General features: G+C 72.1%; 20 protein-coding genes and 1 tRNA gene. 8 read left to right on the forward strand and 13 right to left on the reverse strand.

All coding sequences use genetic code 11. The features are described 5' to 3' along the window. Positions 1–24: 24 nt before the first annotated feature. Both HNR22_RS17215 and HNR22_RS17220 read right to left on the reverse strand, forming a co-directional pair. Positions 25–2,934, reverse strand: a complete 2,910-nt coding sequence (locus HNR22_RS17215; protein ID WP_179781217.1) for an AfsR/SARP family transcriptional regulator — start codon at positions 2,932–2,934, stop codon at positions 25–27. 77 nt (positions 2,935–3,011) lie between these two features. Then, positions 3,012–5,081 (reverse strand): potassium channel family protein, encoded by a 2,070-nt coding sequence (locus HNR22_RS17220; RefSeq protein ID WP_246380908.1) that lies wholly within the window; start codon positions 5,079–5,081, stop codon positions 3,012–3,014. Positions 5,082–5,176: 95 nt separating this feature from the next. On the opposite strand from HNR22_RS17220, the gene HNR22_RS17225 reads away from it, so the two are divergent. From HNR22_RS17225 to HNR22_RS17240, 4 genes are all read left to right on the forward strand, one after another. Further along, positions 5,177–5,659, forward strand: a complete 483-nt coding sequence (locus HNR22_RS17225; protein ID WP_088950458.1) for an MSMEG_6728 family protein — start codon at positions 5,177–5,179, stop codon at positions 5,657–5,659. A 31-nt stretch (positions 5,660–5,690) separates the two neighbouring features. Further along, positions 5,691–7,244, forward strand: coding sequence for an FAD-dependent oxidoreductase (locus HNR22_RS17230; RefSeq protein ID WP_179781218.1), 1,554 nt, complete (start codon positions 5,691–5,693; stop codon positions 7,242–7,244). Positions 7,245–7,311: 67 nt separating this feature from the next. After that, positions 7,312–8,520, forward strand: coding sequence for a hypothetical protein (locus HNR22_RS17235; RefSeq protein WP_179781219.1), 1,209 nt, complete (start codon positions 7,312–7,314; stop codon positions 8,518–8,520). A 212-nt stretch (positions 8,521–8,732) separates the two neighbouring features. Further along, the gene (locus HNR22_RS17240; protein ID WP_179781220.1) at positions 8,733–9,176 is read left to right on the forward strand and encodes an HNH endonuclease; all 444 of its coding nucleotides are present in this window, start codon (positions 8,733–8,735) and stop codon (positions 9,174–9,176) included. 70 nt (positions 9,177–9,246) lie between these two features. Here the strand turns inward: HNR22_RS17240 and HNR22_RS17245 are convergent, their stop codons facing one another. The 4 genes from HNR22_RS17245 to HNR22_RS17260 all read right to left on the reverse strand — a co-directional run bounded on the left by HNR22_RS17245 (position 9,247) and on the right by HNR22_RS17260 (position 14,798). Continuing rightward, on the reverse strand, positions 9,247–10,848 hold the full coding sequence (locus tag HNR22_RS17245) for a serine/threonine-protein kinase (protein ID WP_343059853.1): 1,602 nt from the start codon (positions 10,846–10,848) through the stop codon (positions 9,247–9,249). 77 nt (positions 10,849–10,925) lie between these two features. Further along, positions 10,926–11,513 carry a hypothetical protein gene (locus tag HNR22_RS17250; protein ID WP_179781221.1) on the reverse strand — a complete coding sequence of 196 codons (588 nt, stop codon included), beginning with the start codon at positions 11,511–11,513 and terminating at the stop codon, positions 10,926–10,928. Positions 11,514–11,575: 62 nt separating this feature from the next. Then, positions 11,576–12,343 carry an enoyl-CoA hydratase/isomerase family protein gene (locus HNR22_RS17255; protein WP_179781222.1) on the reverse strand — a complete coding sequence of 256 codons (768 nt, stop codon included), beginning with the start codon at positions 12,341–12,343 and terminating at the stop codon, positions 11,576–11,578. 67 nt (positions 12,344–12,410) lie between these two features. Next, positions 12,411–14,798, reverse strand: a complete 2,388-nt coding sequence (locus HNR22_RS17260; protein WP_179781223.1) for a M4 family metallopeptidase — start codon at positions 14,796–14,798, stop codon at positions 12,411–12,413. A gap of 167 nt (positions 14,799–14,965) precedes the next feature. Here HNR22_RS17260 and HNR22_RS17265 point away from each other — a divergent pair, with 167 nt between their 5' ends. Further along, positions 14,966–15,535 carry a hypothetical protein gene (locus tag HNR22_RS17265; RefSeq protein ID WP_179781224.1) on the forward strand — a complete coding sequence of 190 codons (570 nt, stop codon included), beginning with the start codon at positions 14,966–14,968 and terminating at the stop codon, positions 15,533–15,535. Here HNR22_RS17265 and HNR22_RS17270 read toward each other — a convergent pair. From HNR22_RS17270 to HNR22_RS17285, 4 genes are all read right to left on the reverse strand, one after another. After that, complete coding sequence (locus HNR22_RS17270; protein ID WP_179781225.1) at positions 15,523–16,167, reverse strand: histidine phosphatase family protein; 645 nt, start codon at positions 16,165–16,167, stop codon at positions 15,523–15,525. The genes HNR22_RS17265 and HNR22_RS17270 overlap by 13 nt on opposite strands. Before the next feature lie 68 nt (positions 16,168–16,235). Continuing rightward, positions 16,236–16,907: a DUF998 domain-containing protein gene (locus tag HNR22_RS17275; protein WP_179781226.1), complete on the reverse strand. Its 672-nt coding sequence runs from the start codon at positions 16,905–16,907 to the stop codon at positions 16,236–16,238. Positions 16,908–16,918: 11 nt separating this feature from the next. Continuing rightward, on the reverse strand, positions 16,919–17,338 hold the full coding sequence (locus tag HNR22_RS17280) for a VOC family protein (RefSeq protein ID WP_179781227.1): 420 nt from the start codon (positions 17,336–17,338) through the stop codon (positions 16,919–16,921). A 35-nt stretch (positions 17,339–17,373) separates the two neighbouring features. Beyond that, positions 17,374–17,775, reverse strand: coding sequence for a helix-turn-helix domain-containing protein (locus HNR22_RS17285; protein WP_179781228.1), 402 nt, complete (start codon positions 17,773–17,775; stop codon positions 17,374–17,376). A gap of 130 nt (positions 17,776–17,905) precedes the next feature. Between HNR22_RS17285 and HNR22_RS17290 the strand changes: the two genes are divergently transcribed. After that, positions 17,906–18,562, forward strand: coding sequence for a type 1 glutamine amidotransferase domain-containing protein (locus tag HNR22_RS17290; RefSeq protein ID WP_246380910.1), 657 nt, complete (start codon positions 17,906–17,908; stop codon positions 18,560–18,562). On the opposite strand, the gene HNR22_RS31680 is transcribed toward HNR22_RS17290, so the two are convergent. Together HNR22_RS31680 and HNR22_RS17295 are read right to left on the reverse strand one after the other, a co-directional pair. Then, positions 18,555–18,680: a hypothetical protein gene (locus tag HNR22_RS31680; RefSeq protein WP_269458532.1), complete on the reverse strand. Its 126-nt coding sequence runs from the start codon at positions 18,678–18,680 to the stop codon at positions 18,555–18,557. The two genes, HNR22_RS17290 and HNR22_RS31680, sit on opposite strands and share 8 nt — an antisense overlap. 2 nt (positions 18,681–18,682) lie before the next feature. After that, the gene (locus HNR22_RS17295) at positions 18,683–19,921 is read right to left on the reverse strand and encodes an MFS transporter (RefSeq protein ID WP_179781230.1); all 1,239 of its coding nucleotides are present in this window, start codon (positions 19,919–19,921) and stop codon (positions 18,683–18,685) included. 92 nt (positions 19,922–20,013) lie between these two features. Between HNR22_RS17295 and HNR22_RS17300 the strand changes: the two genes are divergently transcribed. Next, the gene (locus tag HNR22_RS17300) at positions 20,014–20,634 is read left to right on the forward strand and encodes a CGNR zinc finger domain-containing protein (RefSeq protein WP_179781231.1); all 621 of its coding nucleotides are present in this window, start codon (positions 20,014–20,016) and stop codon (positions 20,632–20,634) included. A gap of 34 nt (positions 20,635–20,668) precedes the next feature. Here HNR22_RS17300 and HNR22_RS17305 read toward each other — a convergent pair. Continuing rightward, positions 20,669–20,745 (reverse strand) — tRNA-Thr (locus HNR22_RS17305). Between the two features lie 351 nt (positions 20,746–21,096). On the opposite strand from HNR22_RS17305, the gene HNR22_RS17310 reads away from it, so the two are divergent. Continuing rightward, positions 21,097–22,188 (forward strand): ABC transporter ATP-binding protein, encoded by a 1,092-nt coding sequence (locus HNR22_RS17310; protein WP_179781232.1) that lies wholly within the window; start codon positions 21,097–21,099, stop codon positions 22,186–22,188. Positions 22,189–22,232 lie beyond the last annotated feature (44 nt).

Raw genomic sequence — 22,232 nt, forward strand, 5'->3', positions numbered from 1 at the left:
ACGGTGCGGTCAGGCGCTGACGGGTCACGCACCGTCCGCTGACGGCAGCGCACCAGGCCTGCTCGCGGCTCCGGCCTTCTCCTGCTCGGTGATCTCGTCGAGCACGAGGATGATCTCCGACCGGGTGGCCTCGCCGACGTACCAGCCGGTGAGCCCGCCGACCAACGCCTCCTCGCAGAGCCGTCTCGCCTCGACCAGATCCCCGCGCAGCCGGGCCACCTGGGCGAGGCCGAGGCGGGCGCTGGCCACGAACTCGGGCGCGCCGCTGCGCTGCGCCAGGAGCAGCGCACCGGCGAAGTCGTCCCGTGCCGCGGCGAGGTCACCGGCGCGCAGCCGGATCTCGCCCCTGGTCCGCAGCATGTCGGCCTGGTCGACGGCCGACCCGAGCGCCTCGACCAGTCCCATCGCCTCGTCCATGTGGGCGCCCGCCGTCTCCGGGTCACCCTGCCAGGCAGCAAGCTCGCCGAGCGCACCGAGTGTGATCATGCAGCCCCACCGGTCCCCCGTGCTCCGGAAGCCGTCCAGCGCGGTGGTCAGCGCGCTCCTGGCCCGGTCCCACTCGCCACTCCACATCAGCGCCGAGCCGCTTCCCATCGCCCCGAGGGCGTTGATCCACACGTCCGGGCCGACCAGTCGCCGCAGCTCCCGCATCAGCTCCTCGACGTGCTCGGCGCCGCCGGACGGCGGCCCGGTCGAGATCCCCGACAGGTACAGCAGGAACGGTTGTCGAGGTGGCCGGTCGAGGCTGCGGATCACCGACCGCTGCGTTCCGAGCGACGGCAGGTGGCCGGCACCGGCGAGCGAGGTGTTGTAGACGCAGAGGGCGAACTCCTCGCTCAGCCCGGGCGGCGCTTCGGCCCCCAGCAGGTCGAGGACGTTGGCGGCCAACCGGGCCGCTTCCCCGCGCATGCCGCGCAGCCACCAGTAGAACGACAGGGCCGCGACCAACCCGGCCGCGTCGGACGCGTCACCGGCCGCGGTGGCACGGCGCAGGGCAGCGTGCAGGTTGTCCCGCTCGGCGTCGAGCCGCCGCAACCAGTGCAACTGCTCGGCTCGCCGAAGGTGGTCGCTGGCGGTCCAGGCGAACTCCAGGAAGTACGCGGTGTGCGCACGACGTAGCTGGTCGGCCTCGCCGGCCTCGGCGAGACGCTCCGCGCAGAAGGCACGCACCGTCTCCAGCATCCGGTAACGGCCGCCGGTCAGCTCCACGAAGGACTTGTCGGCCAGGCCGCTGAGCGCGTCGACGAACTCTGCCGTTGGAAGGCCGGAGACCCGCCCGGCGGCCTCCAGCGTGGCACCGCCGGCGAAGACGGTCAGCCGGCGGGCCAGTCTGCGTTCGGCATCGTCGAGCAGGTCCCAGCTCCACTCGACCACGGCCCGGAGCGTGCGGTGTCGGGGCGACGCGGCCCGGCTGCCCATGGACAGCAGCCGGAACCGGTCGTCGAGACGGGTGGCCACCTCCGCGACGGGCAACGCCCGCAGCCGCGCGGCGGCCAGCTCGATCGCCAATGGCAGGCCGTCGAGGGTGCGGCAGATCCGCAGCACCACGTCGACGTTGGCCGCCGTGACGGTGAAGTCGGGTGCGACGTCGGCGGCCCGTTGGACGAAGAGGCTGACTGCGGCGTAGCCGTCGGCATTGTCCGTCGACGCGTCGGGTGGCGGCAGGGTGAGCCCGGACAACGGGCACAACGCCTCGCCGGCCAGCCCGAGCGGCTCGCGACTCGTGGCCAGCACCCGCAGCGCCGGGCACGCGCCCAGCAGTCGGGCGGCGAGCCGGGCCACGTCGGCGATGACGTGCTCGCAGTTGTCGAGCACGAGCAGCAGCCGCCGCTCGGCCAGTGCCTCGACCAGTCGGTCGGTGGACTGCCGGCCCGGTTCGGCCGGAGCCCGCAGACCCGCGTCACGCAGACCGAGCGCGCTCAGCACCGCCTGCGGTACGTCCGACCCGTCGGCCAGCCCGGCCAGCTCGACGAAGTGGACGTCGCCGTCGACGCGTCCCGCCGCCTCGATGGCCAACCGGGTCTTGCCCGCTCCCCCGGGGCCGGTGAGGGTGACCAGCCTGCGCTCGCCGAGCAACGCTCGGACGCGCTTGAGCTCCTCCTCCCGCCCGACGAACGTGGTGAGCTGGCTCGGCAGCGGCGGCTCGATCGTCGGGCGCAGGGCAGAACTGTCATGCCCGCGCAGCACGGCAGAGCTGTCATCCCCGCGCAGCACGGCCAGGTGGATGGCGGCCAGCGCCGCCGACGGGTCGACGCCGAGTTGCTCGGCCAGGGTGCGCCGAGCGTCCTCGAACTCGGCCAGCGCCTCGGCCGGCCGGCCCTGCACGGACAGGGCGCGCATGAGCTGGCCTCGCGACCGTTCCCGCAGCGGATGCGCCATGACCAGTTGCCGCAACTCCGGGACCAGGTCCGCGTGCCCGCCCAGCGCCAGCTCCGCCTCGATCCGATCTTCGACGGCGGCCAGCCGCAGCTCGTCCAGCCGGGCCGCCTGCGCGGGTACGCCGGCCACGTCGATGACGTCGGCCAGGGCGGGACCACGCCACAGCTCCAGCGCCTCGCGCAACACGGCCGCCGAGCGGGGCCAGTCACCGTCGGCGAGCGCGCGACGCCCGGCCTCGGCGAGCCGCTCGAACCGGTACGCGTCGACGTCTGCGGGATCCACGGCGAGGCGGTAGCCGGCCGGGTGGAACTCGACAGTGCTGTGCTCGGCGGGCAGGGCCTGCCGCAGGCGCGACACGAGGGACTGAAGCGCGTTGGCGGCGCCCCGCGGCGGGTGCTCGCCGTACAGGCCGTCGATCAGCCGCTCGGCGGACACCACCCGGCCCGCGTCGAGCAGCAGCAACACCAGCAGCGCGCGCAGCCGCGGACCGCCCACGGCGATCTCACGCCCGTCGGCCAGCAGCACCTGGGTCGGCCCCAGGACGCGGAAACGCATGGCACTGATTGTCACTCAGTGCCGGCCCGACGAACCGGTCCGACCGGTCGACGGGGCCGGTGCACGTCGTCGGACGGTCACCCGGAGCGTGCCGCGCTGGCGTCCGGTTCGTCCCGGACCCCCGTGTCGTCGTCCGGCTCCATCGGCCAGTGCCCGCCGTCCGCACTCTGCGGGGACGGCACGGCACCAGCGGTGGGCGACCGGGGAGGCGACACCGGGTGGGCGGCGCCGGGGGCCGAGGCCGCGACCTCCCGATCGCTCGGCCCGGGCGGCGGGCCGTGCTGCCCACCAGGGACGGCCGCCGGGCCCGCCGGTCGGGCGGGGGCGGCCGGGATTGGCACGGGCCTGGGCGTCGAGCCGGCGTTACCCTGCGGCATCGACGTCCTTCCAGGGGCGGGTGGGGCGCACTGCCTGGTCAGCCAGTCCAACCCGCGTCGGCGTGCGACCACTGTCAACCGGTCGCCCGCGAAGATCACCTGGCGAGGATCGAGGTCCTTCCACCAGATCGTCCTGCCGCCACCGGCCGGGGTCCGGGCGATGAGCCGGACCTGCCCGTCCCGGTTGACCATGTCCAGGGGTCGCCCGTCCAACTCGGAGCCGGCGGCGACCGGAACCTCGGCGACCGGCAGCGCGTGCCTGTCGACCGGAATCGTGGTGATCACTGCCCGTTCGGTGAGCGCACCGATGAAGGCCGGGGCAGCCAGGTAGGAGACCGAGCGGGAGACGCCGAGGGCGAAGGTCTCCTCCACCCGCTCGGCGAAGTCACCGTCGAAGAACCGCAGCACCACCCGCAGGTCGCCCCGAAGATCGCGGGCCGCGAGCGCCGCCTCCAGGTTGGCCACGTCGTCGGTGGACGCCACCACCAGCGCCTGACAGTCGGCCACCGACGCGGCGACCAGTGTCTCCGGCAGCGCGGCGTCACCGACGATCAGCGGCACCTCCAGCTGACGGGCCAGGGCGGCGCCGCGCGGCTCCGGGTCCTTGTCGATCGCCACCACCTCGACGTCGTACTCGCGGAGCTGCGCCATCACCCGGGTGCCGACGTTGCCCAGGCCGATCAGCACGACGTGCCCGACCCGCGCGGGTTGCAACTGGCCCGTGTGCAGGGCCAGTCGTGCGTTGACGATGCCGTCCACCACGACGGCGGTGATCAGCGGGATCAGTGCCAACCCGGCCAGGTTGAGCACGACCTGCATGATCTGCGCGCCGGCTGGCTTGGTGGTGTCCGGGTCGGCGCCGCTGAGCGTGGTCACCAGCGTCAGGTACAGGGCTTCCAGTGGGGAGGCACCCTCGGTGCGGGAGATCAGTGCCCCCAGCACCGCGATCACCGCGAGCACCAGCATCACCGCGATGCCGATCTTGCGGGTGGCGAAGCCACGTACCGCCCTCATCAGCACCGCGACCGGACGGCGTCGCCGGCGGGCCCGGACCAGCCGACGGGCGGCGACCTCGGTGCCCGGCGGCTGCCCGGTCGCCTCGGCGAGCACCAGGTCTGCGCCAGCCTGCTCGGCCGGAAGCAGCTCCACCCCCTGCGCCTCGGTGAGGTGGGCCAGTGCGCAGACCACGTCCTGCGGTCGGACGTCGGCCCGGCGGGCCACCCGCAGCGTCTTGTCCCGGTGCTGGAAGGAACTCGGGTCGACCTCGCCGAGCGCGGCGGCCACGAAGGCCGGCGCGGCCATCTCGGCGTCGGAGAGCACCTCGACCGGTGCCTTGAGCAGCTTGCGCACACCGTCGGCGAGGGTGCCGTTGAACATTCGCAGCACCTGGCGGACCCGCTGGTCGACGGCCTGGGCGCAGAGCGCGGCGTGCAGGTTGCCCACGTCGTCCTGGTGCAGCAGGGCCAGACCGGTCGCCCCGGCCAGACCGGCGGCCTCGAAGGTGGCCACGTCCAGCCGGTCCGAACGGACCACCCGGACCCCCCGCAGCCCGGCCACGTCCGGCCCGTTGCTGCGGTAACGCTCCGGCACCACGACGGTCACCCGGGCCCCACCCGTCGGCAGCTCGGATTCGAGCATCGCCCGGGCCACGTAGTAGGCGAGCGCGTCCTTCCCGCAGATCACATAGTGCGGGCGTGGATCACCAGCGGAGCGCAGCCGCCAGTTCCACTCGACCGCCCGTCGCGCCCGGTCCCGCCACGGCTCCGCCATGCCCGGATCGTAATCAGCACGGCCACGGTGGGCGACCCCGTCCGGATCATCCCCCGGCCAGGCATGCCCGCCCTGGCGACGGGTAGAGCAGCGACATGCAGACGTTCCTCCCGTACCCGGATTTTCTGGCCAGCGCCCGGACGCTGGACCAGAAGCGTCTGGGCAAGCAACGGGTGGAGGCCATCCAGGTGCTGCGCGGGCTCACCCGACCCGGGTACGGCTGGCGCAACCACCCGGCGGTGAAGATGTGGGCCGGGTACGAGGAGGCGCTCACCCGCTACGGGCTGGACATGTGCGCGGTGTGGACCGAACCGGGGCGGGCGGACACCTGCGCCACCACGATGACCGTCGACCTCGCCGCCGCCTGCGGGGCCGGCGTCGTACGGACCCAGGACGAGCTGGCCCGGGACGGCGAGCTGCCACCGTGGCTGGGCCGCGACGACCTGCACCTGAGCCACCGATCGTCGCTGGTCCGCAAGGACCCGGCGCACTACCGGCCCCTCTTTGGCGACGACGTTCCAGCGGACCTGGAGTACGTCTGGCCCGCCTCCGATCGCGCGCGCCGCTGCCTGGAGTAGGGGAGACTGGGCCCGAGAGAGGTAGGTGCCCATGGCGCTGTCGCAAGTGGTGGGTCGGCTCATCGGCGTACGCCAGCACCTGGTGGACCCGGGCGGCGGTGGCGCGGACCGAGTGCCGCGACCGGCCACGGCGGTGGTGGTTGGTGGCGGCATCGCCGGCATGTCGGCGGCGGTGGTGCTGGCCGAGCGGGGTGTGGCGGTGACGGTGCTGGAGGCGGCACCGACGCTCGGCGGTCGACTGGGCGCCTGGCCGGAGGCGCTCGCCGACGGCAGCCAGCAGAACGAGCACGGCTTCCACGCCTTCTTCCGGCAGTACTACAACTGGCGGTCGATTCTCCGCCGGGTCGACAGTGACCTGGGTTTCCTCAAGCCCATCCCGGGCTACCCGATCCTCAGCGAGCAGTGGCCGACCGAGGAGTTCGGCAAGCTGCCGCCGGCACCGCCGACGAACCTTCTGGCGCTGCTGTTGCGCAGCCCCAGCCTGCGCCTGGCCGACCTGCGACTGATGGATCGGGACGCCGCGCTGCCGCTGCTCAGCTACGACCCGGTACGCACCTACGCCGAGTTGGACGGCACCACCGCCGACGAGCTGCTGGCGTCGCTGAGACTGCCGGACCGGGCGCGGGCGATGCTGTTCGAGGTCTTCTCGCACTCGTTCTTCAACCACGAGGCCGAGATGTCGGCCGCGGAGATGGTCGCCCAGTTCCACTTCTACCTGCTCGGCAACCCGGAGGGGCTGGCGTTCGACTGCCCCGACGAGGACTACGCCACGGCGATCTGGGAGCCCCTGACCCGGCACGTCGAGAAGCACGGCGGCCGGGTGCTGACCAGCTCCGCCGCGACCGGTGTGCACCGCGACGGCGACGGCTGGCGGGTGACGACCACCGACGACGGCAGCCACCCGGCGGGTCACGTCGTGCTCGCCGTCGACCCGCCGGCGCTCGCCGCGCTGGTCGCGGCCTCCCCGGACCTGACCGGGCAGGCACCGGAGCTGGCGGCGCGGATGCCCGCCTTCGGCCAGCCGGGCCCCCCGTACGCGGTGGCGCGGTTCTGGTGTGACGGGGACGTGGCCGCCGAGCGGGCGGTGTTCAACGGCGTGTCCCGGCAGCCCACCCTGGACTCGGTGACGCTCTACCACCGGTTGGAGAACGAGCCGCGGCGCTGGGCGCGGCAGACCGGCGGGTCGGTGATCGAGCTGCACGCGTACGCCTGCGAGCCCGGGGTGCCGGCCGAGGAGCTGGCCGAGCGGATGCGCCGCGAGCTGGTCGCGCTCTGGCCGGAGGCCGGCGACCTGCGGGTCCGTGAGCTGCGGGCCCGGGTCGAGGCGCAGGCACCGGCGTTCACGCCGGGCAGCCACGCCTGGCGACCGGGGGTACGCACCGACGCGACCGGCGTCTACCTGGCCGGGGACGGCATCGCCACGGATTTCCCGAGCGCGTTGATGGAGCGCTCCGCGGCGACCGGGATCATCGCGGCGAACCACATCCTGCGCGCCGAGGGCGCCTCGGCCGAGCCGGTGCGCTCGATCCGACCGCGGGGACTGCTCGCCGGTCGCAGCGCACCAAAGCGACAAAACGCACCATAAGCATCGGCCCGCTGTCGTACGCTCGATTGATCAACCGTCGATCGACCGGGCGGGAGGGCAGCGGCAGATGTCACCACTGCACCGCGTCGGCGCGGAAAGCGCCCCGCCGAACGACGAGATCAGCCGCGACGACGCGTACCCCCTGATCCGCGACGAACGCGCGTGCATCGTCACCGCGCTACGGCTGGGCTGGTGGATGGCGGACGCCTACCACCACGGGCAGCACGCGGAGCTCGGCGCTCCCGTCGAGGCCCGCCCGACCGTGCCCCCGGCCAAGCTCTCCAACCTCACCGAGATGTCCGCCCACCGCCGGATGCGGATGTACCTCGACGGGGTGGACGTCGCCCTGGCCCAGATCGCCGAACTGACCCGGCACAACGGGCCGGTGCCCGACACGGCCGCCGCCCGGGCCCTGCTCCCCGACCTGGACCGGCCCGACCCCGCAGACCCGGTGCCCCTGCTGCTCGCCCTCGACGACCTCAACGTGGACGTGCTCCGCTGGACGATGGCCACCAACCACCGGGTCGGCCTGGCCTACCGGCTGGGCCGATCGGTGGCCGACACCGTCCGAGCCGGCGACGCCACCCAGTTGCTGAGGCAGTTCGGCGGGCGACAGATCCAGATCCGCCGGTGGTTGGACGAGCTGGCCACCGTCCTACCGCCGTACTCGGCCGCGGTGGTGCGCCGGTCGCTCACCGCCTGGTCGAGCGCGGTCGACCGGGCCAGCCTCGGGGACCCGGCCGTGCCGGCGCCCGCCGAGCTGAGCCGGGCCCTGCGCGGCCAGGGCGACCTCTGGCGCGACGTGCTCACCGGCGGCCTGCACCCGCGCGACCTGCTCGACGAGGAGGACTACGGGGTGATCGCCAGGAATCTGATGATCCGGGACCGGCGGCTGGTGGCGCAGGCGGCACGGGGCATCTTCTGGCCGGTGCTCGTACCCGTGCTGTTGGTGCTCTTCGCGGTCGTCGGGGTGAGTGCCGCCGCAGCCGCCGGCTCACCGACCACCCGGGCCACCGTCGCCCTGGTGGGCCTCGGCGCCGGACTGGCCGCGATCTGGCGGTCGGTCTCGGGCCCGGCGCTGGCGGTCGCCGGTGAGGTCAACCGACCCCTGCTGGACAGCGAACTCACAGTGCGGATGGCCCTGCGACTGAACCGCCCACTGACCACCGCCCACATCTCGACGGACGCCACCACCCCCACCCGCCGCCAACGCCGTTCCGACGAGGCCAGCCGATCGAAATCCGTTGCCCGTCTGTCCCGTCCCGGCCTACCGTGATCGCGCAAGGTCAACCACCACCGCGGGAGCAGCTCATGGCGATGTCGCACGTCACCACCGTGCCGTCGACGCTGCCCGGCGGCGGTTGCCGAGCGGAAGATCCCCGGGCGGGCCGGCCCGACTGACGCGTATCCGTATGCGCTGAGCCGCCCCGTCCGACAGCCGGACCGGGCGGCTCTTCGCTGTCCGTCAGCCTCTGGAAAGGAGTCCCGGTGGGCGCCGTCCTCGTCATCAACGCCGACCTCGGCCCGCTGCACCGGGTCACCGTCCAACACGCCGTACGGATGCTCTGCCGTCGGGTGGCCGAGATCCACGAGGCCGAGCCGGACCGGGTGATCGGGATCTTTCCGATGCCCCGGGTGGTGCGGCTGGTCCGCTTCGTGGTCACCCGGTGGCGGTTCAACTCCGGGCCGGCCTGGTCCCGGGCGGGGGTGCTGCGCCGCGATGGCAGGTGCTGCGCGTACTGCGGTGGGTCCGCCTCCACGATCGACCACATCCTGCCCCGCTCGCGCGGCGGTCGGAACACCTGGCGGAACACCACCGCCGCCTGCTACGCCTGCAACCAGCGCAAGGGCGACCGGACGCCGGCGGAGGCGGGCATGCCGCTGCGCCGGGAGCCGGTCAACCCCGGGTGGGGGGCGCTGGCCGGGCGGTGACGGACCGGCCGGCGGGAACGGGGGGCCGCGTCCCGGGTACGTCCCGGGCGCGGCACCCGCCGGCCCCCGGTCAGACGGCGCGTTCCTTGACCCTCGATTTCGGGCTGCCGCTGGGGCAGTGCACCCGGACCTCACTGCGGTGCTCGGAGGAGACCAGCTCGACCTGGATCTGCTTCGTCGGGCCCGGGTCGTACGCCTCGGCCCGGAACCCGGGCACGAGCGTCACCGCGAGCACCTCGACGGACTTCCCGACGCAGCGAATGGTGACCGTCCCGCCTCGCGCGTCCACTGACGCACCCGAGCCAGGGGTGGGCGTGGGCGTCGGCGCAGCCCTGGTCGGGGTCGGCCCTGGGGTGGTGACGGTCGGGCTCGGCCGGGTCCGAGGGGCTGACCGGGAAGCGGGCGCGGTGCTCCCGGCCGGCGGGATGGCGGCCGGTCCGGTGTCGGCCGTGTCGAGCGGCTCCTCACTGCGCGGCATTCCCACAGTGGTGGTGCCCGGGCCGGTCCCCGTCGAGGGCCACTTCTGCGCCTGCCGGCGGTTGTGCGAGTCACCGAGCGACCCGGCAATCGCCACCGCGGCGATCACCGCGCCGCTGACCGCCAGCACGGCCCGCCCCCGACGCCACGCTCCTCGCCGGGACGTGGACCCGACGACGGCCTCGCCCGACGGCCCGGCAGTCGTCTCGCCCGACGGCCCGGCAGTCGTCTTGCTCGTCGGCCCGGCAGTCGTCTTGCTCGTCGTCTCGGTCGGATCGGCGGGCGTGGCGCCGGGCTGCTCGGTCCCGTCGGCCGCCGAGCCGGCAGCGCCGGCCCCCGCCTCGGCCACGGCAGTCGCTGCGCTGGCGGCGGTGGTGGCGGCGGCGGTGGCGGCGGCGGCGAGCAGGATGCGGGCCGCCTCGACGGCCGGCGGCCGGTCGGCGGGGTCGGGGGCCAGGCACCAGCGGTAGAGCCGGTGCACCTCGGGCGGTACGCCGTCGACCGGGGGCAGCGGATCCGGCTGGACGTGCGTGTGGGCGCGGAGCATCCCGGTCTGCGCCTCGGCGGGCCACGGCAGCCGCCCGGTGAGCACCCGGTGCAGCAGCAGACCGAGGGCGTACACGTCGCAGGCCGGCAGCACCTCGCCGGCCTCCAGTCGCTCCGGAGCCAGGTAGGCCGGTGTGCCCAGCAGCCGCCCCTCGAAGTCGATCTCCGACTCACCGGCGGCCGCCGCGATGCCGAAGTCGAGCACCTTGGCACCGGTGGGCGTGAGCATCACGTTGCCCGGCTTGATGTCGCGGTGCACCAGATCCTGGCCGTGCGCGGCGGCCAGCGCGGAGGCCACCTGGGCGCAGACCCGCAGACCCGCGCGGGGCGGCAACGGCCCGGCCGCCAACCGTTGTTCGAGGGTGTGACCGCCGAGCATCTCCATCACCACGAACGGGACCTGGGCATCGTCGACCATCGACTCGCCGAAGTCGTAGACGCTGGTGACATGCGGGTGCGACAAACGGGCCGCGGCCTTGGCCTCAGCCCGGATCCGCTGCCGCGCGTTGTGGTCGGTGGCGACGAGCACCTTCACCGCGACGTCCCGTTCGAGCACTTCGTCGTACGCCCGGTACACCGCCGACATGCCGCCACTGCCGAGGCGTTCCAGGAGCCGGTAGCGGCCCGCAAGCAACTGATCACGCTGCACGACCGACAGCCTGCCGTACCGACCGGCAGCGGGCCACCCCGGATCGAGGTGTTGCGATGGGTGGGACGGAGCTTCGGCTACCGCTCGCTCAGATCCGGGTGGTTGCGGAGGAACGTCTCACCCCGTCGGGCGTTCCGGAGGACCGACACGATCAGCACCACCCAGATCACCAGCAGCAACCCGCCGATCAACGCGTGGAACGGCGCGAACCCCACGAAGACCTGACCGACGCTCGTCATCACCAGCCCAGCGCACAGCACCGCAAGATAGCGCTGACTGACGAACTGTCTGGCAGTCTCCACGAGCAGAGCCCGGTCTTCGTCGGCCTCGGGTGCGTCGCGTCGCACCTGCCGATCCAGCCGACGACGGTGCGACCAGCAGAGCCCGATCAGGGGCGACTGTCGTCCCGACCGGTAGCGGCCGGTGGCGACCAGCCAGATGGCTGCGGCCACCTCGAGGACAACTCCGACAATCACCAGGACGAGGCCGAGGTTGCTGGCCCAGCGCGGCGGGTCGCCGTCGAAGATGCCGGTGTTCTGGCCACCCATCGCGACACCCACCGCGAGACCGCCGACCACGGCGGGCAGCAGCACGAAGAGGAGAAGCAGACGGAGTCGCCGTTGTCCCCGCTCGGCCTGCCCCGCATCTGTTGCTGCCGCGTCCATAGTGGTCCCCCGATCACCGTGTGGATCGGGGACTACCCATCGACGACGACGGCTCAAACTGGTCAGTCGTCGGCGGGTGCCCGCCAGGCGAAGCGGGGCGTGCGTCGCTCGGCCATCGCCGCGACCCCCTCCCGGGCCTCGCCGGTGGTCGCCACCTTCCGGTGCCACCAGGCGATCCGCGCGGGCCCGGCGCGGTCATCGATGATCTCCTTGGCGGCGGCGACGCTCAGCGGTGACCGCTGGGCGATCGTCGTCGTCAGCTCGTCCACCCGCCCGGCGAGCCGATCGGGTGGCAGCACCTCGTCGACCAGGCCGACCCGCAGGGCCCGCTCGGCATCGATCAGCTCGGCGGTGAACAGCAGGTGCTTGGCGGCGGACGGGCCGACCAGCCGGGTCAGCCTGCGCGTCGTCGGTGCCGGATAGACCAGACCGAGCCGGGCCGGCGGTACGCCGAACCGGGCGTCGTCCGCAGCGATCCGCAGGTCGCAGGCGACCGCGAGCTGAGCGCCGCCCCCGACGCAGGCGCCTCGGATGGCTGCGACGGTCGGCTTGGCGAAGCTGGCCAGCCGCTCCTCGGCGGCCACCGCGATGCTGGCGTCGCCTGCGTCCAACAGCTCGGCCAGGTCGCCGAGGTCGGCACCCGCGCAGAAGGCGTCGCCCGCGCCGGTGAGCACCAACGCCCGTACGCCCGGGTCGGGTTCCAGCCGGTCGAGCAGTTCGGGGAGCTGACGCCACATGGCTGCGGTCATCGCGTTGCGCCGGGCCGGGTTGTGGATCACCACGGTTGCGACCGGTCCGGTCACCTCGACGGTCAACTCCGCGTCCGACATACGGCGACCATAACGGCGTGAGCCCAGCGGCCACCCCGAGGGGCGGTCGCTGGGCCTGCCGGTCAGGTCAGGAGACGGTGAGCGCGGTGTCGTCGACCACGAAGGACGTCTGCAGCGAGGAGTCCTCGGTGCCGGTGAACTTCAGGTTGACGGTCTGGCCGGCGTACGCCGCCAGGGAGAAGGACTTCTGGCTGTAGCCGGTGGCCTTGTTCAGGTTCGAGTAGGTCGCCAGCGTGGCCAGAACGGTTCCGCTCGAGTTCAGCACCTGCACGTTGAGCTTGTCGTACGCGACGCTGGTGGTGGTCTCGGCCGAGTCGATGTGCAGCCAGAAGCTGAGCGCGTACGACGAGCAGCCGGCCGGCAGGCTCACCGACTGGGCGAGCGTCTCGGTGCGGGTGCTGCCGTACCCGTTCAGCCACGCCTTGTACGACCCGGTGCGGGCGGCCTGGCCGCTGGCAGTGGTGATCACGCCGGAGCTGGCCGTCCAACCGGTCGCACCGGACTCGAAGCCCGGGTTGGCCAGCTTCTGCCCTGGCGCCGCGCAGCCGCCCCCGGTGCCGTTCACGGTAAGCCGGTAGGTCGCGCTGCGGGTGACCGCGCCCGCACCGTTCACCGTGATCGAGTAGGTGCCGGGCGGGGTACTCGCCGAGGTGCTGATGGTGAGGGTGGACGAGCCGCCCGAGGTCACCGAGGCGGGGCTGAACGCGGCGCTCGCCCCGCTGGGCAGGCCGGACGCCGAGAACGTCACCGTCTGCGCCGAGCCACTGGTGGTGGCGGTCGACACGGTGGTGGAGACCGCGCTGCCCGGGTTCACCGAGCCGGCGGTCGGCGAGAGCGCGACCGAGAAGTCGTTGCCGGTCGAGCAGGCCGAGTCGCTGCCGGCCACGTTCACCGCGGTCCAGGCGGCCTGCACGGCCTTGTACTCGGTGGAGCAGCTTCCGTACAGGTCGGTGGCCGCCCGCAGGCTGTAGGCGCGGGCGGTGTTCGCCGGGTTGCTGGTGCTGACGTACGCCGTGTTGGAGGTGAAGTAGACGTCGAGCGCCCGGTACCAGATCTTCTCGGCCTTGGCCCGGCCGATGCCGGTCACCGCCGGGGCGGAACCGCAGACCGGGGAGGTGCCGTACGAGGTGGCGCCGGTGCCCTCGGCGAGGTTGAAGAAGAAGTGGTTGGCCACGCCGGAGGAGTAGTGCACGTCCTTGTTCTTGGTGCTGGTGGACCAGCAGCTGTCGGACGAGCCGTCCAGCGACGGGTTGTACATGTAGCGCAGCGGCGTGCCGTTGCCGTTGATGTTGATCTTCTCGCCGACCTGGTAGTCGCCCGGGTCGCTCGGCGCGGCGGAGTAGAACTCCACCATGTTGCCGAAGATGTCGCTGGTGGCCTCGTTGAGGCCGCCGGATTCGCCGGAGTAGACCAGGCCGGCCAGCGCTTCGGTGACACCGTGGCTCATCTCGTGCCCGGCCACGTCCAGCGAGACGAGGGGGCGGGAGTTGCTGGAGCCGTCACCGTAGGTCATCTGGGCGCCGTCCCAGAAGGCGTTGACGTAGTTGTTGCCGTAGTGCACCCGGCTCGGCACGCCGGTGCCGTTGCCGAAGATGCCGTTGCGGGCGTGCACGTTCTTGAAGTAGTCGAACGTCTTCGCCGCGCCGAAGTGCGCGTCCACGCCGGCGGACTGCCGGTTGGAGTTGGCCCCGGTGCCCCACGCGTTGTCCGCGTCGGTGAAGGTGGTGCAGGTCGACGTGCCGTTGTTCATGTCGCAGGTACGGCCGTTGCCGTGCGACGGATCGATCATCTGGTACGTGCTGCCGGAGAGCGTCGTGTCGATGCTGACCGTGCCGGTGTAGATGCCCTGGCCGCTGCCGACCACCGACTCGATCTCGTCGTACGACCCGACTGTCGCGCCGGTGGCGGCGTCGGTGATCACGTGCAGCCGGGACGGGGTCTGCCCGTCGGGCTGCCACCCGCTGACCACGGTCTCCCAGGCCAGTCGACCCTGCCCGGAACTGGCGTCCACGAACAGCTCCGGCGTGCCCACCGCCTCGGCCTTACCGACGAACCGGGCGCTGGCGGCCTTCTTCGCGGCCGCCGCGGTGGTCCTGGCCGAGGTGGCGAGGGTCAGCGGCGCGGCCAGCCCGACCGAACTGCCGGCGTACGTGCCGTTCGGCGCGGTGTGGATGACGAAGTCACCGCCGTACACCCGTAGGCCCTGGTAGGTCCTGGTGTATCGGGTGTGGGCAGCGCCGCTGGGGTCCACCTTGGTGCTGCGCACCTGGTAGGACTCGGCGCTCGAACCCTGGACGGCGCCGGGGTTCGCTCGTAGGACGGTTGCCGCTCGGGCCGCAGCGGAGGCGTCCGGCGCGGGAGAGGTGGGCGGGGCCGCGTGCGCCGGGGTGACGACGCAGGTCAGCAGGCCGCTGGTGAGCAGCACTGCGCTGACGGCGGCAAGAGCTCTTTTCACGTGCGCTCCTGAGAGGAGAAGGATGTGACGGAGGTAGTCACGCATGTAGATATAGCTATGTGTTGAAGAAAAGAGAAGGCCTGAACCGATGTCAGACATCGACATTGGCCGTTCGGCTGAGGGGCTTGACGAGGGAACCAATACCTGCCCCAGCACGTCTGACGGACATGAGACCCGCCTCGACAGCCGGCGTCACGTTCGCCCTACTGGTCGCGCTCCTGGCCGGATGCACCAGCACCGACCGCACCGGGGCCGCTCGTGACCAGCCGCCGACCAGCGCCGGCCCCGCTCGGACCGGGCCGGCCACCGACGCTCCGCCGCCGCCAACCGCGAGCCCCGCCTCCACGCTGCCGACCGGGCCGCCGGCCACCGATATCGCGTCGACGCGGGTGATGCTGTTTCGCTCCGGCGGCTTCGCTGGTCGGGCTGACACCGTGACCGTTGAGCCGGACGGCCGGTGGACGGCCGTGGACCGCGCCGGCGGTCGGCGTACCGGCCAACTCAGTCCCGCCGACCTCGGCCGGCTGCGCGGGCTGACCGCCGACGCCCGGCTGGCCGCCGAGGCCCGCCAGACGGCTGGCGCGACCATCTGCACAGACGTGTTCAGCTACCGGCTGACCGTCGGCACCATCGAGATCGGGTACGACGACTGCCCCAGCGACGACGCGCAACGGTTGCCGGCCACCCGCGCGCTGATCGAGCTGCTGCTGCGGGCCACCGACGCTCAGACCACGTAGTCCACGGGCAGGCCGGTGCCCCACAGCTCCGATGGCAGGTGGGCCACGTCGTTGAGGGCGATCAGGTTGGGCGGGCCACCGGGGCTGTACCGGATCACGGTCAACCCCGCGTTGTGCAGGTTCAAGCCCAGCCACCGCCGCTCCGGCGCGTCGAGGGCGTGCCGCACCAGCCAGGCGATCAGAAAGGTGTGCGTCACGACCAACTCGCGGACCGGCTCGCCATCGGGGGCCTCCTCGGGGACCGGGCCGGCGAACCGCCGCACGGCCTCCGCCGTCACCCGCGGCCCGTCGACCCGCTCGGCCGCCGAGAACTGCGCCAGGAATGTGGCGTACGCGGGCGGCAGGCCGGCCGGGTCCGTGTCGTGTGGGAGGTGGTCGCCGGCCAGCTCCGTCGCGTACACCGGAGGTTCGGGCAGCGACCTGGCGATCAGCTCGGCGGTCTGCGCGGCCCGGCGCAGCGGTCCGTGGTGGACGGCGGCGAACCGGCGGCCCCGCAGGCGCTCGCCGAGCAGCGTGGCCTGCTGCCGGCCGCGCTCCGTCAGGCCGGTGTCCGGTTCACCGGCCTCCGACTCCCGCACCGCGGTCAGGTCCTGCTCGGCGTGTCGGGCGAGGTACAGCAGGCGAGTCACCATGCCGCCCACCTCAACACAACGGGAGGTGCGGGCTCCACCCCGCACCTCCCGGGCCTGCGGCCGTCAGCTCAGTCGGCCTGGCCGGACGCCGCTCGCGCGAAGGTGACCGACACCCACAGCCAACCGGCCGTCACCGCCAGACCGAACGCCACCATCACGGCCGGCGCCGGTCGGACGATCAGGGCGACCCAGGCCATCGCGAAGAAGACCCCGATCCCCAGGGTGTACGCGGCTCGACCACGTGCCCCCTGCCGGGCGGCCCGACGGCCCGCCACCACAGTCGCCGCGATCAGCGACACGAAGGCGACCGCCGCCACCAGGAAGTGCAGACCGCCGTGCCAGCTGATCTCCCCGGCGCCCCGGGGCGTGCCGACTGGGAACCCGTCGGCCGGGTCGGCGCTGAAGATCGCCGCCCCGATCAGGCCCAGCCCGTACAGCGCAAGCAGCCGGGGAAGCCAGACCGACCCGCCGCCTTCGACGGTACGGCGGCGCAGCGCGTCGGCTGCCAGCGCACAGAGCACGCCGCTGACCAGGAACGTGACGATCTGGATCCAGCCCAGCTCGCCGGTGCTCAACACGCTGACCGGATGCCGACGAAAGTCGAAGCCCTCCCGGGTCGACGCCTGCACGATCGCCGAGCCGACGAAGATCGGGCCGGCCAGCACACCACCGATCAGCAGTGCGCGGTCCCGACCGACGGCGGCCGGTCGTACCAGCGGGAAAGGTGCGGCCTGGCTCATCGTCCGCTCCCCTACGCCCGCGGGAACATCTGGCCGATGCGGATCTTGTTGCCGAACGGATCCCGGATGCCGAAGTCGATCCCGTACGGGCGCTCGGTCGGCTCGTCGGTGATCTCGACGCCCTTCGCCACAAGATCCTCGTACGTCTTGCGGGCGTCGTCGGTGGTCATGAAGAGGTATCCACCGAGGGCACCCTTGGTGAGCAGCTCCCGGACCTGCTCGGCGGTGGCCGGGTCCAGTGCGGGCGGGCCCGGCTTCTCCAGCAGGATCTCGCGCTCCGGGTCGCCGGGCAGGTTGACCGTCAACCACCGCATGAAACCGAGGTCCTGGTCGGTGTTGACCTCCATGCCGAGCTTGTTGACGTAGAAGTCAAGCGCGGCGTCCTGGTCGAGGACGTAGATCTGAGAGCGGCTGATCGCGTTCATCGTCATGCCCATGACGCTAGAGGTCGACCGTGACCTGCGGCTTATCCAAAACTGCTGGGTCGGGTCCACGCTTTGGCGAAGCACGACGGCACATTGGCCGCCGCGACGCGGTGCCGCCGGAAATCCGAGGGCGACTCCCCGACGATCTGCCGGAACGTCCGGCTGAACGTGCCCAGGCTGCCGAAGCCGACGGCGTAGCAGATGTCCGTCACGTCCCGTTTCGTTTCCACGAGCAGCGCCATCGCCCGCTCCACCCGGCGGCGTTGCAGGTAGCGGTGCGGGGTCTCACCGAACGTGGCCCGGAAGGTACGAATGAAATGCGCCTCAGAGACGTGCGCGATCCGGGCCAACGCGGGGATGTCCAGCGGCTCGGCGTACGCCCGGTCCATCGCGTCCCGGGCGCGCAACATCGCCCGGTTCGACTCCTCCACCGCGCGGCTCATTGGCCCCCGTCCGCTCCGCTCGTTGCCGGGCCCAGGCTACCGCCGACCCCGGTGACCCGGCTTTCAAACCCGTATCCGCTGTGACATCGGCCTATGGCCGGGACGGACCGGCCACGCCAGCATGGAGGGCATGACTCGTGCACTCATCGCCCTGACCAGTCACTCCGAGCTGGGCCGCACCGGCCGCTCGACCGGCTACTACGTCGGCGAGGCCGCCGAGCCGTGGGAGGTGTTCCGGGCCGCTGGCTACGACGTAGACCTGGTGTCCGTGGCCGGCGGCGAGCCGCCGGTAGACGGCCGGGACGAGAACGACAGCACCCAGAACGACTTCCTCGCCACCGCCGGCGTAACGGACACCCCGAGGGCCGCCGACGTCGACCCGGCCGGGTACGACGTGATCCTCTTCGCCGGAGGTCACGGCACCATGTGGGACTTCCCCGACGACCCCGACCTGGCCCGCATCGGCCGCTCGGTCTACGAGCGCGGCGGCGTGGTGGCCGCCGTCTGCCACGGTCCGGCGGCGCTGGTGAACCTGACCCTCACCGACGGCTCCCGGCTCGTCGCCGGCAAGCGGGTGGCCGGCTTCACGAACAGCGAGGAGGCCTCCGTCGGCCTCACCGACGAGGTGCCATTCCTGCTCGCCGACAAGCTCACCGAGGCTGGCGCGCAGCACGTACCGGCGCCGGACTTCACCGAGCACGCGGTGGTCGACGGCCGCCTGGTGACCGGTCAGAACCCGCAGTCCGCCCGCGCCGTGGCCGACGCCGTGGTGAAGCTGCTCAGCTGAGCGCCGGTCGGATCCGGTAGTCGTCTGGCGGGCCGGTGGCACGCAGCTCGGGCGGCAGGTCGGTGACGTCGTTCAGCGCGACGAGCGTCGACGGGCCGTCCGAGCTGCGACGGATCACGGTCAGCCCGCCTCCCCCGTTCCGGGTCTCGCCCTTGATCGCGACCTCGTTGCCCGGCCCCAGGCTACCGCCGGTGCTTTCACCGGTCGGGTAGCGCGCCGCCGCCCGGTGAAGGCAGCGGCGACCACCATCAGAGCGACCACGCCGAGCAGTGCGCCGAGCAGCACCGTGCTGCGCACGCCGTGGCTCGGTAGCGCGAGGCCGGCGACCAGGGCGCCACCGGTGATACCGACGTTGACAGCGGCAGAGACGGTGGCGGCGGCGAGGTCGGAGCGCCCGGGCGCAACCTCGAGCACAATGCCACCGAGCACCGCGGTGAACGCCGCGAACGCCAGCCCGGCCAGGGCGAGCAGGCCCACGGCAGCCGTCGGCCGGTGGCCGACCGCGTACAGCCCGAGCAGTGCCACCGACTGGAGCGTGACGGTCGCAGCCAGGGCGAGCCACGGGCTGCGGTCCACCACCACTCCGACGGCGAGGATCCCGAGCACGCTGGCAACGCCGCGCACCAGCAGGATGACCCCGACCGCCGAGGCGGCGAACCCGCTGACCTCGGTGACGAAGAGGGCGACGTAGGTGTATCCGGCGATGGCACCGGCGGTCGCGAGGATGGCCACCGCGACCAGCAGCCAGAAGCGGTAGACGTCGGGTGTCGCGCCCCGGGCGGCATGTCCCTCGTTGGGTGGCGTCGACGGCAGGAGCGAGGCCACCGCGACGAGCACGATCGCGCCGAGCCCGGCCACCGCCAGGAACGACACCCGCCAGCCGGCGCGTTCGCCCAGCCAGGTGCCCGCAGGCACGCCCAGGACCAGAGCGACGCTGCCGCCGGCGAACACGATCGCGACCACCCGACCGCGAAGCCCGGGTCGGAACAGCTCGGCCGCGGCCGGCACCACCACCGCCCAGAACAACGCGTGGGTCGCCGCCGTCGCCATCCTGGCCGCCAGCAGCAGCGCGAACGAGCTCGCGAACACCGTGATCGCGGTGCTCACCACGAAGCCGGCCAGGAGCGCGGACAGCAGTCGCCGACGGGGGATTCTCCTGGCCAGCGCCGTCAGCGGGATCGAGGCGACGACGACCACCGCGCCGTACGCGGTGACGAGCATGCCCACCTGCGACGGTGAGACGGCAAGGTCCGCGGCCATCGGGAGCAGCAACCCGATCGGCAGCGCCTCGGCTGTGGTGTAGAGGAACGTCCCGCCGGACAAGCCGATCAGTGCTCCCACTGCCCGCCTGTGGCCCATCGGACCCTCCCATCGTTACCGGCTAAATCAGCTACGCCAGAAACAAGCTAGCGACCCCTCTTGCTGACGGTCAACTGGTAAAGTGGGTTTTGATGGAAACAGCCGAGGACGTCACGCGGATGAACCTGGTGGGCGGCAACCTCGCCCTGGACTTCATCAACACCCGCTCCGGTCCACCAATCGGGCTCCCGGACGACGACGTGCTGACGGGCTATCCGGAGCTGGTCGCCTGGGGGGTTCACGCGGGCGCCCTCACCGACACAGAGGCGAAAGCGTTGCGCCGGCTGTCCCGCAACGACCCAGAAGGCGCCAGCGCTGCGTTCTCGCGAGCACTGCGCACCCGCGACTACCTCGACGAGGTGTTCCGGCCGCTGGCCGCTGGAAAAGCCCCGAGCACGTCTGCGCTGGCCCGGCTGCGCGACGACGAAGCGGACGCGCTCGGCCACGCACAGCTTGAGGGCGGCAGCACGTTCGACTGGGTCTGGCGAGACGACCACACGCTTGCCCGACCTCTGCGGCCAGTGGTGCACGCAGCGGTCCAGTTGCTCACCACGGGTGCGCTGGACCGGATCAAGGGTTGCGGAGGCTGCCGGTTCATCTTCAACGACGAGAGCAAGAACCGCAGTCGCCGCTGGTGCAGCATGGACGACTGCGGAACTGCGGAGAAGATGCGCCGCTACGTCGCCGCGCGGCGCACACGCGCGACGCGGTGAGTGCGCTGTTGCCGTCGGAAAAGCCTGATGGAATTGGAGCCCCCGGCCGGGATCGAACCGGCGACATCTCGCTTACAAGGCGAGTGCTCTGGCCAGCTGAGCTACAGGGGCGCGTGCGTCGAGGTCAGCATAGCGAGTGACGTCCGGATATCCCGCTCGCGAGGCCTCCCGAGCACGGGAAACGTCAACAACCCGACGCCTGTACGCCTTTCCGCCGCCTGGCCGTGTGTCGATTGATGTCCGACCGTGCCGGAGTGACCGGAATGTGTAATCCGTATGTCACGTTCGACGGTCCCTGACCTTGGCAGCAAGGGGAAACACGTTTACGGTTCACACACGGACGACAGCCCGGCGCCCCCGCGTGACCGAGCCGCCGTCCGCTGACCGGCACGGATACGCGCCGGTTGCTCCTTCACTCGGATCGTCCGGCACGTTCCTGCCGGTGAAAGGAAGCGCTTCACCATGGCTACGGTCACCTATTCCAAGGCGTCCCGGGTCTACCCGGGCCAAGAGCGTCCCGCCGTCAACGAGCTGGACCTCGAGATCGGCGACGGCGAGTTCCTCGTCCTGGTCGGCCCCTCAGGTTGTGGCAAGTCCACCAGCCTGCGGATGCTCGCCGGCCTGGAGGACGTGGACGCCGGCTCGATCTACATCGACCAGCGTGACGTCACCCACCTTCCTCCGAAGGCCCGCGACATCGCGATGGTCTTCCAGAACTACGCGCTCTACCCGCACATGACGGTGTACGAGAACATGGCGTTCGCCCTCAAGCTGCGCAAGACCTCCAAGTCGGAGATCGACCGGCGGGTCAAGGAGGCAGCCGGGCTGCTCCAGCTGGAGGAATACCTCAGCCGTAAGCCGAAGGCGCTCTCCGGTGGTCAGCGTCAGCGTGTCGCGATGGGCCGGGCGATCGTCCGCGAGCCGCAGGTCTTCCTCATGGACGAGCCGCTGTCGAACCTCGACGCCAAGCTGCGTGTGCAGACCCGTACCCAGATCGCGTCCCTGCAGGCCAAGCTGGGCGTCACCACGGTCTACGTCACGCACGACCAGGTCGAGGCCATGACCATGGGTCACCGGGTCGCGGTGCTGCTCGACGGTGTCCTCCAGCAGGTGGACACCCCGCGGGCGCTCTACGACACCCCGGCCAACGTGTTCGTCGCCGGCTTCATGGGCTCTCCCGCCATGAACATCAAGACCGTTCCGCTGAACGAGCAGGGCGCCGAGTTCGCCGAGCTGCAGATCCCGCTGACCCGGGAGCAGGTCGCGGCGGCCCGCGCCGAGGGCGGCGACGGCAAGGTCACCGTGGGCTTCCGCCCGGAGGACTGCGAGCTGGTCAGCCCGACCGAGGGCGGCATGCCGGTCGTGGTCGAGCTGGTCGAGGACCTCGGCTCGGACGCCAACGTCTACGGCCACGCCGCGCTGGGTGGCAACTCGGAGCGCTTCGTCGTCCGCACCGACCGGCGCAGCATGCCGAACATGGGTGACACCGTGTTCGTCAAGCCGGTCGCCGGTCGCAGCCACGTCTTCCACGCCGCCACGGGTGGCCGGATCTGACGTAACGCCTCACCGAAAGGGGCGGTCCGCTTCGGCGGGCCGCC

This window comes from Micromonospora jinlongensis (genome assembly GCF_013410645.1).
Lineage (GTDB): Bacteria > Actinomycetota > Actinomycetes > Mycobacteriales > Micromonosporaceae > Micromonospora > Micromonospora zamorensis.

What these genes read in the sequence shown, in the direction of transcription:
- HNR22_RS17300 (WP_179781231.1), top strand. Translation starts at nt 20,014, where the DNA reads ATGGAAACAGCCGAGGACGTCACGCGGATGAACCTGGTGGGCGGCAAC.
- HNR22_RS17285 (WP_179781228.1), bottom strand. Translation starts at nt 17,775, where the DNA reads ATGAGCCGCGCGGTGGAGGAGTCGAACCGGGCGATGTTGCGCGCCCGG.
- HNR22_RS17295 (WP_179781230.1), bottom strand. Translation starts at nt 19,921, where the DNA reads ATGGGCCACAGGCGGGCAGTGGGAGCACTGATCGGCTTGTCCGGCGGG.
- HNR22_RS17250 (WP_179781221.1), bottom strand. Translation starts at nt 11,513, where the DNA reads ATGGACGCGGCAGCAACAGATGCGGGGCAGGCCGAGCGGGGACAACGG.
- HNR22_RS17235 (WP_179781219.1), top strand. Translation starts at nt 7,312, where the DNA reads ATGTCACCACTGCACCGCGTCGGCGCGGAAAGCGCCCCGCCGAACGAC.
- HNR22_RS17265 (WP_179781224.1), top strand. Translation starts at nt 14,966, where the DNA reads ATGAGACCCGCCTCGACAGCCGGCGTCACGTTCGCCCTACTGGTCGCG.
- HNR22_RS17255 (WP_179781222.1), bottom strand. Translation starts at nt 12,343, where the DNA reads ATGTCGGACGCGGAGTTGACCGTCGAGGTGACCGGACCGGTCGCAACC.
- HNR22_RS17220 (WP_246380908.1), bottom strand. Translation starts at nt 5,081, where the DNA reads ATGGCGGAGCCGTGGCGGGACCGGGCGCGACGGGCGGTCGAGTGGAAC.
- HNR22_RS17310 (WP_179781232.1), top strand. Translation starts at nt 21,097, where the DNA reads ATGGCTACGGTCACCTATTCCAAGGCGTCCCGGGTCTACCCGGGCCAA.
- HNR22_RS17270 (WP_179781225.1), bottom strand. Translation starts at nt 16,167, where the DNA reads ATGGTGACTCGCCTGCTGTACCTCGCCCGACACGCCGAGCAGGACCTG.
- HNR22_RS17290 (WP_246380910.1), top strand. Translation starts at nt 17,906, where the DNA reads ATGACTCGTGCACTCATCGCCCTGACCAGTCACTCCGAGCTGGGCCGC.
- HNR22_RS17275 (WP_179781226.1), bottom strand. Translation starts at nt 16,907, where the DNA reads ATGAGCCAGGCCGCACCTTTCCCGCTGGTACGACCGGCCGCCGTCGGT.
- HNR22_RS17215 (WP_179781217.1), bottom strand. Translation starts at nt 2,934, where the DNA reads ATGCGTTTCCGCGTCCTGGGGCCGACCCAGGTGCTGCTGGCCGACGGG.
- HNR22_RS17230 (WP_179781218.1), top strand. Translation starts at nt 5,691, where the DNA reads ATGGCGCTGTCGCAAGTGGTGGGTCGGCTCATCGGCGTACGCCAGCAC.
- HNR22_RS17280 (WP_179781227.1), bottom strand. Translation starts at nt 17,338, where the DNA reads ATGACGATGAACGCGATCAGCCGCTCTCAGATCTACGTCCTCGACCAG.
- HNR22_RS17225 (WP_088950458.1), top strand. Translation starts at nt 5,177, where the DNA reads ATGCAGACGTTCCTCCCGTACCCGGATTTTCTGGCCAGCGCCCGGACG.